Origin of the sequence: Corynebacterium amycolatum SK46 (genome assembly GCF_000173655.1) — a bacterium.
GTDB classification, from domain to species: domain Bacteria; phylum Actinomycetota; class Actinomycetes; order Mycobacteriales; family Mycobacteriaceae; genus Corynebacterium; species Corynebacterium amycolatum_A.
In genome coordinates, this window is the sequence record NZ_ABZU01000007.1 from 16,535 (window position 1) to 33,230 (window position 16,696).

15 protein-coding genes are annotated in these 16,696 nt (G+C 58.6%); 11 read left to right on the forward strand and 4 right to left on the reverse strand.

Translation table 11 applies throughout. The features are described from left to right. The first annotated feature begins 59 nt into the window (after positions 1–59). The 8 genes from rapZ to secG all read left to right on the forward strand — a co-directional run bounded on the left by rapZ (position 60) and on the right by secG (position 9,848). Positions 60–950: an RNase adapter RapZ gene (gene rapZ, locus CORAM0001_RS05850; protein WP_005510809.1), complete on the forward strand. Its 891-nt coding sequence runs from the start codon at positions 60–62 to the stop codon at positions 948–950. A 23-nt stretch (positions 951–973) separates the two neighbouring features. Continuing rightward, entirely contained in the window at positions 974–1,921 is a 948-nt protein-coding gene (locus tag CORAM0001_RS05855; RefSeq protein ID WP_005510803.1) for a gluconeogenesis factor YvcK family protein, read from the forward strand. 192 nt (positions 1,922–2,113) lie between these two features. After that, the gene (whiA, locus tag CORAM0001_RS05860; protein WP_005510844.1) at positions 2,114–3,112 is read left to right on the forward strand and encodes a DNA-binding protein WhiA; all 999 of its coding nucleotides are present in this window, start codon (positions 2,114–2,116) and stop codon (positions 3,110–3,112) included. A 183-nt stretch (positions 3,113–3,295) separates the two neighbouring features. Beyond that, positions 3,296–4,303 (forward strand): type I glyceraldehyde-3-phosphate dehydrogenase, encoded by a 1,008-nt coding sequence (gene gap, locus CORAM0001_RS05865; protein ID WP_005510729.1) that lies wholly within the window; start codon positions 3,296–3,298, stop codon positions 4,301–4,303. A gap of 106 nt (positions 4,304–4,409) precedes the next feature. Further along, on the forward strand, positions 4,410–5,621 hold the full coding sequence (locus CORAM0001_RS05870; RefSeq protein ID WP_005510728.1) for a phosphoglycerate kinase: 1,212 nt from the start codon (positions 4,410–4,412) through the stop codon (positions 5,619–5,621). Positions 5,622–5,690: 69 nt separating this feature from the next. Next, a complete protein-coding gene (gene tpiA, locus CORAM0001_RS05875; protein WP_040361363.1) occupies positions 5,691–6,479 on the forward strand; it encodes a triose-phosphate isomerase in 789 nt (262 codons plus the stop codon). A gap of 202 nt (positions 6,480–6,681) precedes the next feature. Beyond that, positions 6,682–9,510: a phosphoenolpyruvate carboxylase gene (gene ppc / locus CORAM0001_RS05880; RefSeq protein WP_005510770.1), complete on the forward strand. Its 2,829-nt coding sequence runs from the start codon at positions 6,682–6,684 to the stop codon at positions 9,508–9,510. A gap of 101 nt (positions 9,511–9,611) precedes the next feature. Then, positions 9,612–9,848, forward strand: a complete 237-nt coding sequence (secG, locus tag CORAM0001_RS05885; RefSeq protein ID WP_005510775.1) for a preprotein translocase subunit SecG — start codon at positions 9,612–9,614, stop codon at positions 9,846–9,848. A gap of 118 nt (positions 9,849–9,966) precedes the next feature. Here secG and pgl read toward each other — a convergent pair whose 3' ends face one another. Genes pgl through zwf form a run of 3 tightly spaced genes read right to left on the reverse strand, consistent with a single transcriptional unit; the run spans position 9,967 to position 13,312 of the window. Further along, entirely contained in the window at positions 9,967–10,734 is a 768-nt protein-coding gene (gene pgl, locus CORAM0001_RS05890; protein WP_005510821.1) for a 6-phosphogluconolactonase, read from the reverse strand. Further along, complete coding sequence (locus tag CORAM0001_RS05895; RefSeq protein WP_005510779.1) at positions 10,731–11,747, reverse strand: glucose-6-phosphate dehydrogenase assembly protein OpcA; 1,017 nt, start codon at positions 11,745–11,747, stop codon at positions 10,731–10,733. The genes pgl and CORAM0001_RS05895 overlap by 4 nt, the downstream gene beginning before the upstream one ends. 50 nt (positions 11,748–11,797) lie before the next feature. Continuing rightward, on the reverse strand, positions 11,798–13,312 hold the full coding sequence (gene zwf / locus CORAM0001_RS05900; protein WP_244262008.1) for a glucose-6-phosphate dehydrogenase: 1,515 nt from the start codon (positions 13,310–13,312) through the stop codon (positions 11,798–11,800). Positions 13,313–13,536: 224 nt separating this feature from the next. Between zwf and CORAM0001_RS05905 the strand changes: the two genes are divergently transcribed. From CORAM0001_RS05905 to CORAM0001_RS05915, 3 genes are read left to right on the forward strand one after another with little or no spacing between them, the layout of a single operon-like run. Beyond that, positions 13,537–13,899 (forward strand): GntR family transcriptional regulator, encoded by a 363-nt coding sequence (locus tag CORAM0001_RS05905; protein WP_005510834.1) that lies wholly within the window; start codon positions 13,537–13,539, stop codon positions 13,897–13,899. An 11-nt stretch (positions 13,900–13,910) separates the two neighbouring features. Then, positions 13,911–14,615 carry an AAA family ATPase gene (locus tag CORAM0001_RS05910; RefSeq protein WP_244262005.1) on the forward strand — a complete coding sequence of 235 codons (705 nt, stop codon included), beginning with the start codon at positions 13,911–13,913 and terminating at the stop codon, positions 14,613–14,615. Continuing rightward, entirely contained in the window at positions 14,612–15,331 is a 720-nt protein-coding gene (locus CORAM0001_RS05915) for a hypothetical protein (protein ID WP_005510843.1), read from the forward strand. The genes CORAM0001_RS05910 and CORAM0001_RS05915 overlap by 4 nt, the downstream gene beginning before the upstream one ends. A 213-nt stretch (positions 15,332–15,544) precedes the next feature. Here CORAM0001_RS05915 and tal read toward each other — a convergent pair whose 3' ends face one another. Further along, the gene (tal, locus tag CORAM0001_RS05920; protein WP_005510824.1) at positions 15,545–16,660 is read right to left on the reverse strand and encodes a transaldolase; all 1,116 of its coding nucleotides are present in this window, start codon (positions 16,658–16,660) and stop codon (positions 15,545–15,547) included. Between the last annotated feature and the right edge of the window lie 36 nt (positions 16,661–16,696).

Consider the following 16,696-nt stretch of genomic DNA (forward strand, 5'->3'; position numbering starts at 1 on the left):
GGTTTACTTCCGCTAGTAAAACCGAGAGCGGTTGGGCGGAATTGTATTAGAGTGATGGCATGATTACTTCGGGTTATTCCCCTCAGGCTGAAAAGTCACTTGTGTTGATTACCGGCATGTCCGGTTCCGGACGCAATACGGCCGCCAGCGTCTTGGAGGAGATGGGCTGGTATGTCGCAGACAACCTGCCACCGGAGTTGATTATGCGCATGGTCGAGTTGTCGTTTGAGGCGGACTCTCCCGTAGAGCGCCTCGCTATCGTCACCGATGTGCGCTCGCGCGCGTTCGCCGGTAGTTTGGGGGAGGTGCTCGACGGACTCCGCAATGAGGGGCGCCAGCCCTATGTCATCTTCTTTGATGCCAACGACGACACTCTCATCGCCCGCTACGACTCGGTCCGTCGCACCCATCCGCTGCAGGAAAATGGCACACTTTCACAGGGTATTGCCGCTGAACGCCAGATGCTGCTGCCAATAAAGGGCATGTCGGATTTAGTAGTGGATACCTCTGACATGAGCGTGCACGATTTGCGCCGTGAGTTAGAGCATCAGCTGTCGGATACCGCTAGCAAGATTCAGCAGATCACCATCGAATCCTTTGGATTTAAGCACGGTGCACCGCGCGATGCCGACATGCTTTTCGACGTCCGTTTTCTCCCCAACCCCTATTGGGTACCTGAGCTGCGCGCGGGCCGCGGCACCAACAAAGCAGTGGCGGACTACGTACTGTCCCAACCTGAATCTCAGGGGTTCTTGGACAACGTCACAAACTTAATCGAATTGGTTTTGCCCGGGTACCGCCGTGAGGGCAAAGGTTTTATGACTATCGCTGTGGGATGCACCGGAGGCCATCACCGAAGTGTGGCCATGTCGGAGGCGCTGGCTAAGAAGCTCGAGGGAGTTTCCGGGATCAACGTCAACGTCGTCCACCGCGATATTGACCGCAACTAGCGGTTTTCGTGGAGGTGTAGAAATTGACATCAATTACCAGTCTGGGTGGCGGTCATGGTCTCTTTGCCACGCTGAGAGCTGACCGTCAGGTTGCGGACCATGTCACTGCGGTGGTCACAGTTGCCGACGATGGCGGATCCTCTGGCCGCCTTCGTCGTGAGCTGGGGCAGATTCCCCCTGGAGACCTTCGCATGGCGCTCGCCGCGCTTTCCGCAGATACGGAAAAAGGCGATCTGTGGGAAAAGACACTGCAGCACCGCTTTGGCGGAACCGGCGCATTGGCAGGGCATGCGATTGGCAATCTGATTATCGCTGGCCTCACCAGTGTGATGGGAAATGAAGTTGACGCCCTTGACGAAATCGGCCGGTTGCTGCAAATCCAGGGTCGCGTCGTGCCCATGTCGCCAATCCCGCTAGAGATTGAGGCCGAAGTCGTAGGCCTGGAGCAGGATGCCCGCGTCGTGCGCCAAGTCCGTGGCCAGGTCGCTGTGGCCACGACACCTGGCCAGGTGCGCCGAATCCGGCTGATTCCTGAGACTCCGCCTGCATCCGAGGAGGCCATTGAAGCTATCCTCAATGCCGATTTGGTGACGCTGGGTCCGGGTTCGTGGTTCACTTCGGTTCTGCCACATCTTCAGGTGCCCGGGCTGCGGGACGCTCTGCAAGAAACCAAGGCCACAACCGTCGTGGTACTGAATCTTGTCGCCGAGCCGGGGGAGACCGCCGGTTTCTCTTCCGAACGGCACATCCATATGCTCACGCAGCACGCACCTAACTTGAAGCTCAATTACGTGCTTGTCGACGACAACACGCCGCTCGCGGATACCGAACGGGAATACCTGCAGCGAGCGGCGGACAGCCTAGACGCGAAGGTTGTCTTCGCCGATGTGCAAGAAGTTGACGACCGCGGGGCTTTGACGGGTCGGCATTCGCCGGAAAAGCTAGCTGTCGCACTTCGTCAGTTCCTCTAAAGCGTCCGGCCAATCGAAGGTTTTTATGCAATCTCCTGCGGGGATGCAGTAGGCATTCAGCTAATTGCCACTCGATTGGTTCCGGATACTATCCTTGAGGTTTATTGCTAAAGCTCAAATGGGGTTAATTAAACCTTAAATTAGCCAGGCCCAAACCCAGCTCGTACACATGAAATGAGGATGGACAGCATCGTGGCATTGACGGCGAAGGTCAAAGACGAACTAGCCCGCGTGTCAGTTTCGCAGGAAAGCGCTCAGGCAGCGGAGATTGCGACCCTGTTCCGCTTCGCAGGAGGACTCCACCTGGTGGCAGGTTCGATTGTGCTGGAGGCTGAGTTGGATTCCGGCGCTGTCGCACGCCGCCTGCGCTCCATGCTGGCCGAACTCTACGATGTCAAAGCCAGCCTCAATGTTTTGTCTCCCGGTGGGTTGCGAAAGACCTCGAAGTACATCGTGCGGGTAACCGTTGGCGCGGAACTCGTCGTTAGGCAAACTGGCCTGATTGACTCTGCAGGACGTCCCGTACGTGGACTACCACGCAAGCTCATTATGGGGCAGAAGATTGATCAAGAAGCTGCATGGCGGGGTGCTTTTTTGGCACATGGTTCACTGACTGAGCCGGGGCGTTCCTCAGCTTTGGAAGTCACTGCTCCTTCTGCTGAAGCGGCGCTCGCATTGGTGGGATGTGCTCGTAGGCTCGGTATTACGGCTAAGAGCAAGGAGAATAAGTCCCGCGGTGGCGATCGCGTAATTATCCGGGAGGGCGATGCAATCGGTGCGCTCCTCACGCGAATGGGAGCCCAGACTACTCGCCTGCAGTGGGAAGAACAGCGTATGCGTCGTGAAGTGCGAGCGACGGCCACCCGCTTGGCAAACTTCGACGATGCCAACCTCCGGCGCTCGGCTCGTGCGGCCGTTATTGCAGCAGCGCGAGTAGAGCGTGCTTTAGAGATTCTCGGAGACGATGTACCAGATCATTTGGTGTCTGCAGGACAGCTGCGCATTGAGCACAAGCAGGCATCATTGGAAGAACTTGGGCAGCTAGCCAATCCGCCCATGACCAAGGACGCAGTCGCAGGACGCATCCGTCGTTTGCTCTCCATGGCGGACAAAAGAGCAAACGAACTCGGAATTCCCCCCACAACTGCAGTCGTTACAGACGAACTTTTTGACAAAGAAGTTGACGAGTAAAGCACCCGTTATGCCTAGTCAGCTGTAGAAATTTGGATAAATCTCCGTTTATTTGGGGTTTTCGCGCGAAAGCAGCGCTGCGCGAATGAAAAACCCAACGTACACTTCTGTAGTGAACCTGTTGGAGCGCAATCAGCGCCCTGACAAGTGGCATCGATTCGCCAATCCATTAAGGAGATTATTGTGACGGTTCGTGTAGGTATTAACGGTTTTGGTCGCATTGGCCGTAACTTCTTCCGCTCTCTGCTCGCTTCGGGCGCTGACCTGGAAGTCGTTGCTGTAAACGACCTCACTGATAACAAGACCCTGGCTCACCTGCTCAAGTACGACTCCATCATGGGAAAGCTTGACGCAGAGGTCACCTACGACGATGAGTCCCTCACCGTCAACGGCAAGCGCATCGTGGCATACGCTGAGCGCGACCCGAAGGACCTGCCGTGGGGCAAGCACGAGGTCGACATCGTCATTGAGTCCACCGGTTTCTTCACCGATGCCAACGCTGCCAAGGCTCACATCGAGGCTGGCGCCAAGAAGGTCATCATCTCCGCTCCGGCTAAGAACGAAGACGCAACCTTCGTTGTCGGTGTCAACCACACTGACTACGACCCGGAGAAGCACAACATCATTTCGAACGCTTCTTGCACCACCAACTGCCTGGCTCCGATGGCTAAGGTTCTGGACGACAAGTTCGGCATCGAGCGCGGTCTCATGACCACCATCCACGCATACACCGGTGACCAGCGTCTGCACGACGCTCCGCACAAGGATCTGCGTCGCGCCCGCGCTGCTGCTCTGAACATTGTTCCGACCTCCACCGGCGCGGCAAAGGCAGTCGCTCTGGTTCTGCCGCAGCTCAAGGGCCTGCTGGACGGCTACGCACTGCGTGTTCCGACCCCGACCGGCTCTGTCACCGACCTGACCTTCACTGCTAAGAGCGAGGTCACCGTCGAGTCCGTCAATGCTGCCATCAAGGAAGCTGCTGAGGGCGAGCTCAAGGGTGTTCTGGGCTACAACGAGGACCCAATCGTTTCCAAGGACATCGAGGGCGACCCGCGTTCCTCTATCTTCGACGCACCGCTGACCAAGGTCATCGGCGACCAGGTCAAGGTTGTCTCCTGGTACGACAACGAGTGGGGCTACTCCAACCGCCTCGTCGACCTGGCTGTCTACGTCGGTGAGCGCCTCCAATAGAACACCTGGTTAATCCCAGACCCCGAACGGGCCGGGGTGGTTGTGCCTGAGTAGGGCACTCCACCCACGGCCCGTTTTTTCACACTTTCACAAGGATTTCATTGAGATGACTGTTAAGACTGTCAAAGACCTGATCAACGAAGGTATTGAAGGCCGTTACGTCCTCGTCCGCTCCGACTTTAACGTTCCGCTGAAGGACGGCGTAATCACCGATCCGGGTCGAATCGATGCTTCGCTGCCCACTCTGTCCGCTCTTATCGATGCCGGTGCCAAGGTCGTTGTTATGGCTCACCTGGGTCGCCCGAAGGGCGAGGTTAAGCCCGAGTTCTCTCTGGCCCCGGTCGCTGAGGCGCTATCTGAGCGCCTGGAGCAGTACGTCGCGCTCGCCGGTCATGTCTCCGGTGAGGACGCGCACGAGCGCGCTAATGGCCTGACCGAGGGCGATGTACTCCTGTTGGAGAACGTCCGCTTCGATCCGCGCGAGACCTCCAAGGACGAAGCAGAGCGCGCCGAATTCGCAGCCGAGCTGGCTGCACTTGTTCCGGACGGAGCATTTGTTTCCGACGGTTTCGGTGTTGTTCACCGCGCCCAGACTTCCGTCTTCGACGTCGCTAAGAAGCTGCCGCACTACGCCGGCAACCTGGTTCAGGCTGAACTTGAGGTTCTACGCAAGGTCGCTGAGACCCCGGAGAAGCCGTATACCGTTGTGCTCGGCGGATCCAAGGTCTCCGACAAGCTGGGCGTTATTGAGGCTCTCGCGCCGAAGGTTGACTCCCTGGTCATCGGCGGCGGCATGTGCTTCACCTTCCTGGCTGCCAAGGGCTACGCCGTGGGCTCATCCCTGCTGCAGGAAGAGATGATTGACACCTGCAAGGATTTGCTGGACCGCTACGGCGACAAGATCGTTCTGCCAACCGACGTAGTCGTGGCTGACAAGTTCGCTGCAGACGCTGAAAACAAGGTCGTCGAAGCCACCGAGATTCCGGAAGGCTGGATGGGCCTGGACATCGGACCGGCTTCCGCCGAGGCATTCGGCAAGGTGCTGGCTGAGTCCAAGACTGTGTTCTGGAATGGCCCGATGGGCGTGTTCGAGATGGAGGCTTTCGCAGCTGGCACCCGCGAGGTTGCACAGGCCATCATCGATGCGACCACGAACAACGGTTGCTTCTCCGTCGTCGGTGGCGGTGACTCCGCAGCGGCAGTGCGTACCCTGGGATTGAACGAGGAAGGTTTCAGCCACATCTCCACCGGTGGTGGCGCTTCGCTGGAGTTCCTCGAGGGTAAGACTCTGCCGGGCGTCTCCGTCCTGGAAGACTAAGATTTTTCCACCACTGGATTTTCAACGCTTAAAAATCCGCTAATTGATAGGGAAGTGAATTCCACCACTATGGCACGTACACCATTTATTGCTGGTAACTGGAAGATGAACCTGAACCATCTCGAGGCTATCGGTGTGGTGCAGAAGCTCGCGTTCGCTCTGCCGAAGGAGTACTACGACAAGGTTGACGTCGCTGTCATCCCGCCGTTTACCGACCTGCGTTCGGTCCAGACTCTCGTTGAGGGCGATAAGCTCGGCGTTACCTACGGTGCTCAGGATGTCTCAGTCCACGAGTCCGGCGCTTACACCGGCGAGATTTCCGCCTCGATGCTGGGAAAGCTCGGCTGCACTTGGGTCGTCGTCGGTCACTCCGAGCGTCGCGATATGCACGCAGAAGACGATGAGCTGGTCGCAAAGAAGGCCAAGGCAGCACTGCGCGAGGGCATGAACCCAATCGTCTGTGTCGGCGAGCCGCTCGAGGTCCGAGAGGCCGAAGAGCACGTCGAGTACGTTGTCTCTCAGGTCAAGGGCTCCCTGGCTAACCTGACCAACGCTGAGCTGGCCAAGACTGTCATCGCTTACGAACCGGTCTGGGCAATCGGCACCGGTAAGGTCGCATCGGCTGCAGACGCTCAGGAAGTCTGTGCAGCTATCCGTGAGACCATCGCTGAAATTGCGGATGAGAGCATCGCAAAGGAGATGCGCATCCTCTACGGTGGTTCCGTCAAGGCCGAGAACGTCGCTGAGATTGTCGGCAAGCCCGATGTCGACGGCGGCCTCGTCGGTGGCGCTTCGCTCGACGGTGAAGCATTCGCGAAGCTTTGCGCACTTGCTGCAGATGCCGCTCAGAACGCCTAAGTGTATATAAATTCAGAACAACTGATAAGATAGGCGCCATGCGCGACCCCGGATTGGTTTTATTGATTCTCATAAAACCGATTCGGGGTTATTGCCTTTAGGCGGACTCAACTCAGGCACACCGAATGGCAATAATTCAGCGCAATACTTTTCCCGAGGCTTTCCACATTGAATGCCCGGCAATTTTAAAAGGAAGTGTTCAATGAACGAACAAGTACATCGTGACACTGACCGACACACTGCAAGCAATGGGCAATCCTCGTCGACCGCGACCGCGAAGCAGCAGGACTTGCTCCGGGAGGATATTCGCCACCTGGGTCGAATTCTTGGGCAGGTAATCCGCGAGCAAGAGGGTGACGAGGTCTTTAACCTGGTCGAAAATGCTCGCCGTGCAGCCTTCGAACTCCATCGTGGCGATGGCGACATCGAGAAGCTCACCGGCCTCTTCCGCGATATTGATCCGGCTGAGGCAAGCCCGGTCATCCGTGCTTTCACGCACTTCGCACTTTTGGCTAACCTCGCTGAGGATTTGCACGAGGAGCTGGGCATCGAAGCATCTCTCGATGCTGGCGATCCACCGCAGGACTCCACGCTGGAGGCAACATGGCAGAAGCTTCGCGACGCCGAGGTTTCCAGCAGCGCGATTGCGGACATGATGGACCACATTGAGGTCGTTCCGGTTCTGACCGCGCACCCAACGGAAACTCGTCGTCGCACAGTGTTCGATGTGCAGAAGCACATCACGGCCGCAATGCGTCGTCGTCATGAGATCCAGGCAGCCCCGTTGAATGCACGCACCGCGGACCGACTCGCTGAAATTGATGCCGATATCCGTCGCCGTATCCTGACGCTGTGGCAAACGGCTCTGATTCGCATGAACCGCCCGGATATTCGCGACGAGGTCGAGGTTGGTCTTCGCTACTACCAGCTTTCTCTGCTGGAAGCTGTGCCACAGATTAACCGGGACGTCGTCAAGCACTTGCGTCAGCTCGGCGGCAACAAGCTGCCGGCTAACCCAACGATTCGCATGGGATCGTGGATCGGCGGCGACCACGACGGCAATCCGTACGTGACAGAGGATACGCTGCGCTACGCCTCCGATAGGGCAGCGGGTACGATTCTGCGTCACTACTTCTCGCAGCTTCACCTGCTGGAGCGCGAGCTCAGTCTCAGCGATCGCCTGACCAAGGTCACCGTGGATCTGGTCGCCTTGGCCAGCCGTGGCCACAATGACGTACCAAACCGCGAAGATGAGCCGTACCGTCGTGCGGTTCACGGTATTCGCGGTCGAGTGGCGGCAACAGCGGTGAACTTCTTCGACGAGTCCATCATTGAGGGCGACTGGTCGGAATTCACTCCGTATGACAGCGCCGAGGAGCTGCTTGACGAGCTCTCGATTATCGACGACTCCCTGCGGTCCAGCCACGATGACCTCATCGCCGACCATCGCCTGCGCGATCTGATGGATTCAGTCGAGGTATTTGGTTTCCACCTGTACTCGATTGATATCCGCCAGAATTCGGACTCACATGAGGAAATTCTCACCGAGCTATTCTCGGCTGCCGGTGTGGTGGACAACTACGCGGCATTGAAGGAAGCCGACAAGGTCGAGCTGCTGACCAAGGAACTGCAGTCCTCCCGTCCGCTGATTTCGACTTCTACAAATCTTTCCGAAGCTACGGCTCGCGAGCTAGGCATTATGCGTGCGGCATCTCGTGCGGTGCGCAAGTACGGTCGCGATGCGGTACCGCACTGCATCATTTCAATGTGTACATCGGTCTCCGACCTGCTGGAGCCTATGATTCTGCTCAAGGAAGTCGGTCTAATTCGCCCGAATGGCTCCCAGCCGACCGGTTCTGTTGACGTCATCCCGCTGTTCGAAACCATCGAAGACCTACAGGCTGGTGCCGACGTGCTGCGTGCTGCGTGGGACATTCCGGTCTACCGCGCATACGTCTCCGCACGCGGAGATCTGCAGGAAGTCATGCTCGGCTACTCCGACTCCAACAAGGACGGCGGGTACTTCGCTGCAAACTGGGCGCTTTACGACGCGGAGGTCGCCATCGTGGCGGCCGCGAAGGACAACGACATTCGCCTGCGTCTCTTCCACGGCCGCGGAGGTACTGTCGGCCGTGGCGGTGGACCGTCCTACGAGGCAATCCTGGCGCAGCCGTCGGGTGCAGTCCAGGGCTCGGTGCGTATCACTGAGCAGGGCGAGATTATCTCTGCTAAGTACGGTCACCCTGCAGCGGCACGCAGGAACCTCGCCGCGCTGGTTTCGGCAACTATCGAGTCGACTCTGCTCGACGTCGATGACCTGAAGAACCCGTCTCGCGCCCACGAGATTATGTCGGAGATTTCCGACCTGTCGCGCGAGGCCTACTCGAAGCTTATGCACGAGGACCCGGGCTTTATTGACTTCTTCACTTCGTCTACTCCGGTCGATGAGATCGGCAGCCTGAACATCGGTTCACGTCCGACCTCACGCAAGCAGACCCAGACCATTTCTGACCTGCGCGCAATTCCGTGGGTACTGTCCTGGTCGCAGCAGCGTTCTATGGTGCCGGGCTGGTTTGGTGTCGGCTCTGCACTGCAGGAGTGGATTGGCGAGGACGAGGACGGCTCTCGTCTGGCTGAGCTCCGTCAGCTCAACGAGATTTGGCCGTTCTTCAATTCGGTGCTGTCAAACATGGCGCAGGTCATGTCCAAGGCTGACCTGAATCTGGCGCGCGCCTACGCTAGCCTGTGCCAAGATAAGGCCGACGGCGAGCGCATCTACAGCATCATCAAGGCTGAGTTCGACCTGACTTTGGAGATGTTCCTGAAGGTAACCGGGTACAAGCATCTGCTGGAAGACAACCCGCTGCTCAGGCGTTCGGTGGACATGCGCTTCCCGTACCTCATGCCGCTGAACATCATCCAGCTAGAGATGCTGCGTCGCTACCGTGCCGGTGATAATCGCGACAAGGTGCGTCGGGGCATTCAGCTGACCATGAATGGCCTGGCAACTGCACTGCGCAACTCCGGCTAGGAATTCGCCTAGGGATACGGCTGGGGATACCTAGCCAGCGGAGTAATTGCGCTAGTATAGTTGGAGTTCTTAAAGAAGCGACGTTTCAAAAGGAAGTGCGCGTGTACCTCGCCATTCAGATTGTCCTGGTCATCACATCCATCCTGATGACGCTGTTCATCCTGCTCCACAAGGGTAAGGGTGGCGGACTGTCCAGCCTCTTTGGTGGCGGCATGCAGTCGAATCTGTCCGGTTCGACTGTGGTGGAGAAGAACCTTGACCGCGTCACTATTGTGACCGTGATTATCTGGTTGCTCTGCATTGTCCTGTTGCTGCTGTTTAATACCTTCGGCTGGTAGGTTTCGCACGCAGCACGCCCCAGCGCAGGCCTTTAAGTAATAAAAATTCCCGTCGATAGCATTTCGCTTATCGACGGGAATTTGCTGTTTCTGGGCTGTTAGCCGGTGAAGCGAAAGCCTAGAGCTGTGCAGCCGCAGCATCGTCAACAAAGACAACGGTCTCTTGAGCACCGCGAACTCCGGCCGCTGGCCACTGCGCTGGGTCGTCCTGCTGCGCGATAGCTGCAATTGCCTCAGCCTTTCCGCCACCCGCTACAAGTAGCCACACACGCTGAGAGCTGGCAATGGCCGGCATCGTCAACGTGAGGCGGGTCGGCGGTGGCTTCGGGCAGTTATGCACGTCCACGACCAAGCGTTCCCGCTCAGCCAGCGCTGCGGTATGCGGGAAAATCGAGTTGATGTGTCCCTCTCCGCCCATACCAAGAAGGTGAAGGTCAAAGCCATTTGGAGCCTTCTCCCGAACAATAGCTTCGTAGCTTTCGGCGGCCTCCGTGGTGGTCACGCCGCTGTCGGCAGCGGCAAACTCGAAGATGTTTTCCTCCGGCACACCGACAGGGGACAAGAGACGCTCACGAGCAGCCAACGCATTGCGATCTGCCGAGTCGGCAGCGACAAAGCGTTCATCTCCGAAGAACACGAGGACTCGGTTCCAGTCGATGTCTCCGGAATCGTCGGCAAGCGCACTGAGCAAAGCGGTACCCGCGCCGCCACCGGTGAGAACGACGCGTACAAAACCGTCATCGGTGACCGGAGAGGCGTTGCCATGCTGGACGGCGACAACCGCATCGATGAAGCGTTGACGTGCAACCTCGACGATGCCGGCCTGGTCTGCAGCGCGGTGGAACTGTGGGACAGGGACGGTGTTCGAGACGTTGTCGGTGGTCACTTGTCAGAAACTCCTGGTTCGTTAGCGAAGCTAGTTGTTGTGGACGTTGGAGGCTGCATACCCACTGTGTGAATCTGACTGAGTCCACGCAGGGCGCGGCCGTAGGCAGTATCGTGATCGAGGTGACGCAGCTCCTCTGCCAAGCACTCGGAGCGTGTTGGACGCGACAATGCGACCTTGAACGGTGGCTTTTCTCCGTTGGTGACCGATGCAGTGGTAGCGCTTTCAATATCGATGCGCAGAGTCTGACCATTTTCACGCTCAAACGCGACGGAGGTCACCGGTGGCTTGGCGCGGCCCTTTTCGTCCACCGGAATCTTCTTCTCACCGGTGGAGTAACGGTTGACCGGCAGCCCAAGGCGATCTGCCAACCAGCCGGCGGCTACCTCCACCGATGGCGACTCCTTTGGACCGTAGATGGACACGGAGGTCACCGGCGAGTGCGGCGGCAGGTCGAATGCGGAGGCCAACACACCGCGCCAGTTCGTCAGTCGCGACCAGCTCAAGTCGGAATCGCCAGGCGTGTAGCCCGTACGGCGCGTGTAGATAGCGTTACTACTCGGGTCACACAACGAATCGGTGATACGGCGCTGGGCAATCCGGCCGATTGGTGTCGCCGCTGGTACTTGCGGCGCCTCGGACGGCCACCACGCCACGACCGGCGTATCCGGCAGCAACAGGGGAGTCACCACAGAGCTGTGGTGCTGACCAATCTCACCGGACATGTGCATAACGACGATCTCAGCGGCACCGGCATCTCCACCGACGCGGAGTTCCGCGTCGAGGCGATTGTCCAAACGCGGATCATCGGAGACCAATACCAGCACACGGGATGGGTGCTCGCGGGAAACGGAGTTGACCGTGGAAATAATGTTTTCCAGGTCGTCTTCGCTTTTGGCCAAAACGATCAGGGTGAGGACACGGCCCGTGGTGACGATGCCGCCCTGCTCTCGAAGCTGCACTAACTGACGAGCAATGCTCGCGGTGTCAGTGTCTGGCAAATTGACAATCATGAAGGTGTTCTTTCTGTCAGAAAATTCTTAAGAACTGAGAGGTCGGCAACCTATGGCCGTCGCCAAACGCGACCGTCGCGCTCGAGCATGTGGTCAGCGGAGGACGGCCCCCACGAACCTGCGGGGTATCCCTCGGGACGACCGCGCTTGGCCCAGTACTCAATGATGGGGTCAAGAATCTTCCAGGACAGCTCGACTTCCTCGTTGGTGGGGAAGAGGCTGGCCTCGTCGAGAAGCGCATCCAGAATCAGGCGCTCGTAGGCCTCTGGCGACTGCTCGGTAAACACCTCGGAGTAGGAGAAGTCCATGTTGACATCGCGCACCTCCATGGCCGAGCCCGGGACCTTCGAGCCGAAGCGCATGAGCACGCCTTCGTCTGGCTGGACGCGGATGACCATGGCGTTTTGGCCAAGAGCGGCCGTCATTGTCTCCGCGAAGGGCAGGTGAGGTGCGGACTTAAAGACCAGAGCAATCTCAGTGACGCGGCGGCCGAGGCGTTTGCCGGTGCGCAGGTAGAAGGGAACACCGGCCCAGCGACGGGAGTTAATCTGCAGCGTACAGGCGGCGTAGGTCTCGGTCGTGGATTCGGGGTCGAAGCCTTCCTCATCGCGCAACCCCGGCACGAAGTTGCTGCCCTGCCAATCCGCCGTGTACTGGCCACGAGCGGTGTATTTCGAAAACGGGCGCACTGGCTCGACGGCACGCAGCACCTTGATCTTTTCCGCCTGCAGCTCTTCCGGGGTAAAGGCGATGGGCTCTTCCATTGCCACCAGCGCCAGGAGCTGGAGTAAGTGGTTCTGAATCACGTCACGAGCTGCACCGATACCGTCGTAGTAGCCGGCGCGACCGCCCAAACCGATATCCTCGGCCATGGTGATCTGAACGTGGTCAATGTAGTGAGAATTCCACATCGGATCGAACAACTGGTTGGCAAAACGCATGGCCAGAATGTTCTGAACGGTTTCCTTGCCCAGGTAGTGGTCGATGCGGAACACAGCGTCTTCTGGGAAGACCGAGTTCACAATCCGGTTGAGTTCCTGAGCGGAGGCCAGGTCGTGGCCGAATGGCTTCTCAATAATCACGCGACGCCAATAATCCTCGCCCGACTGCGCCAGCCCCGAACGGTCGAGCTGATGACAGACATCGGGGAAGTTAGCTGGCGGAATGGACAGGTAGTAGGCCCAGTTGCCAGCGGTGCCGCGGGAGCGATCGAGCTCCTCAAGTTGTGCGGCCAGGCGATCGAAGGCCTCGTCATCGGTAAAGGTACCGGTGACAAAGTGAATGCCCTCAGCCAGGCGCTGCCAGACACTCTCACGGAAGTCTGTGCGGGCGCCCTGTTCCACTGCGGTGCGCACATAATCCTCAAAGTCCTGTTTCGACCATTCGCGACGACCGTAGCCAACTAACGCGAAGGAGGCAGGCAGTAGACCGCGGTTCGCCAGATCGTAGATGGCAGGCAGAAGCTTCTTTCGGGCCAGATCGCCCGTCACTCCGAAAATCACCATGCCACCCGGGCCGGCAATACGCGGCAGGCGTTTATCCTGCGGGTCGCGCAGCGGGTTGATGTATCCGTCGTGGTGGGCACTGTCCTCTCCATTGTGAGGAGAGCTGGCAGTAGGAGAGTTCGGATTGTTGTGTTGCAGAGAATCACTCACGGTTTACATAATGTCATATCGATAAAATCCCGGTGGAATCGTTGCCGATTCCTCCGATGGGGCCTTGACAGGCCCCTTTCGTTTGCCTTAGGTTTATGACATAGGTGGTATACCCGTACACCAGGGAGGTGGATATGCAAGCGAGAGAAGCGGATCCCCGGCCCATCTACGTCCAGATCGCCGAGGATTTGAAATCACTAATTTTGTCCGGAGAGCTCGCAGCTGAGAATCGTGCCCCTTCAACCAAGGAGCTCTCGGAGTTCTATCAGGTCAATCCCACCACGGCCGCCAAGGCCATGACGGAGCTGTCGATGGTGGGGCTCGTGGAGAAGAAGAGAGGACTCGGCATGTTTGTCACTCCAGGCGCCCGTGAGCGCATTCAAGCTGAGCGTCGTGAAGCGTTCCAGCGCACCTACATCGAGCCGCTAAAAGCGGAGGCCGGCGTCCTCGGCCTCACGCTTGACGACATCATCGCCATGCTGGAGGAGGAGAAATGAGCATCTACGGCGTGATCGGCCCCAACGGCGCGGGCAAGACCTACTACCTGCACACCCTTGCGCAGATGCCTACGGCTGCCCTGGCGAAGGCAGCACCCGACACCCAGATCTTCGGCGCCACCCCGCGCGAATATTTCCACATCCTACGCACCGGCTGGGATCAGCTCGATGTATCCCACGCGGAGTCCCTCCTCGATTTCCCTGCCGACACCCCCATCAAGCAACTCAGCCTGGGCCAGCGCCAACTGCTCATCGCCGCTACCGCCCTCGCATCGGGCAAGGATGCATTGCTTTTCGACGAACCCTTCAACGGCCTCGACGTCGAGCACCGCACCATGTTGCGCGGCATGCTTATCGACGCCGCCGAATCGGCCGACATTGTGGTCACGTCGCAGCACTCCCAGGATCTCGCCGACCTGGTGGACACCTTGATTGTCATCCACAAGCAGGATGCGTACGGACCCCATGACGTCGAAAAGCTGCGCGCTACCCACCCGGTGCTGCGCGGCCCTACGGATCTCGTGGCGCAGGTGACCGGCCCAGTGCTCGCTAAGAAAACTCTCGGCGAGCGCTGCGAGGCAATCCTAGCTACAGCGCTAACCGCGTCTGCCGCTGCGCATGCCCGCGCCCTCGGCGTTGACGTGAGCTATCTCGACCCCGCGGCCCTCATCGACCTTGCTAGCACCTCCGTCTACGTCGAAAGGAGCAAGAAATGAGCACCGGAGCTTTCATCGCGACCAACAAGAAAACCTTCCTCGGCGTCGCCGCTGTGGCCATCCTGTACTCGGCCTTCGGGCGCATGCTTGTGGGCAGCGGAACCGGCAACACCTTGCTGGGGATTATCGCACTGGGCATCCTCTTCCTCATCACAGCCCGACGGTCGGTCACCCTGCGCGACTACGGCGTGAGCACCGTCCGCTGGGTACGCTCCGCAATCATCGCGATCTTGGGCACATCGTTGGTGGCTACCGCATTCATCGTCACGGCGATGGTCATCGAACAGAACAAATCCGGCTACTACCGGGGATTCGATAGCTTCATTGTCACCTCCGGCCCAGCCCTGTTCCCGGACACTAACGGAGAGCTGTACATGATTGAGGATTCCGGGCAGAACTACATCACGGTCCTGCTCACCGCGCTGTGCGTCTTCTTGAGCTTCCTCATGGCTACCGTGGCGAGCACCGCAGTCGGCACCGTCGCCGGAGCGAAGGGCACTCGTGCAGGATCGATCACCATCGGCATGGCCCTGGCCGCGCTATTCCTCTTCAGCTACCTGCTGGACGTGACCGACTCCGTACCGGGCGCCCCCTGGCCGGCTGTGCCGATCTTTGCCTCAATCATCACCGTAATCTCTGCGTTCGTGATGGCCGGGGCATTAAAGGAAGAGAAACGCCCATTGCCCGCCGTGCGCCCCGCTTTCGCCGAGGCCTAACAGCCAAAAAGCTCCCCTCAGGGAGCTTTTTGTGTCCAGATTACGGGCCGAAAAATACAGGCCGCAAAAGTGAAACTGTGCGAGTTTATAGCACTTCCAGGCCGGTAGGTTCAGGCCATTTTTGCCATAAGCGCGGTCAGTAACTTGCATTGGACCGCCGCCTCCAGCCATAAACGCGGTCACTACCAACAGGCAAGTAGACGATTAGCTGGCTTACTTCAGCTGTTCCATACGCTGTGCAATCGACTCGAGCAAGGACTGCCAGGAGTCCACAAACTTCTCCACGCCCTCGCGCTCTAGGACGGCGAAGACGTCATCCAGGTCGATGCCAATCTCGCTGAGCTCGGTCATAACGGCGTTGGCTGCGTCACCCTGGCCGCTGACGGCGTCGCGAACCTCGCCCTCGTAGCCCGCGGCAGCACGCAGCGTCTTCTCCGGCATCGTGTTGACAGTCTGCGGTGCAGCCAGCTCAGTGACATACAGGGTGTCAGGGTAAGCCGGGTTCTTCACACCAGTCGAAGCCCACAGCAGGCGCTGTGGCTTGGCGCCGGCATTTTCCAGCTGCGCCCAACGGATGTTCTGCGAAGAAAAAGTTTCCTCGAACTTGGCGTAGGCAGCGCGGGCATTAGCTAGACCGGCCTTGCCACGCAGAGCCAGAGCCTCCTCGGAGCCAATCTTGTCCAGGCGAGCATCAATCTCAGTGTCAACGCGGGAAACGAACAGTGAAGCAACGGAATGAACCGATTCAAGGTCCACGCCGTTGTCCTTCGCACGCTCAATGCCCTCGATGAACGCATCGATAACCTGCAGGTAACGCTCCACCGAGAAAATCAGGGTGACGTTCACCGAAATACCCTCGGACAGAGCCTGGGTGACAGCCGGCAGGGAAGCATCGGTCGCCGGAATCTTAATCATCGCGTTCTGCTTGCCGACGCGTTCCCAGAGCTTACGGGCTTGCGCAATCGTGGCCTTGTAGTTGTCGGCGTAGCGAGGATCGACCTCGATGGAGACACGGCCATCGACACCATCGGTTTCCTCAGCCACACCGGCGAAAAGGTCACAGGCATCGCGGACATCGTCGATAGCCATGGCGAACACAGCATCTGCCGGGTTCGCACCCTCCGCAGTGAGCTGTGCCAGCTGAGAGTCATAGTCCTCACCAGCGGTCATCGCCGAAGAGAAGATAGCCGGGTTAGTGGTGACACCGACAACCCGCAGCTCTTCAATAAGATTCTTCAAATCGCCTGAGGTGAGGCGCTGGCGCGAAAGATCGTCGAGCCACGCCGAGGTTCCTACCTTGGCGAGTGCTTCCATCGTGGTGTTTCCCATAGTGTTTAACGCCTTTCTGTCTAAACCGCTTCGTTG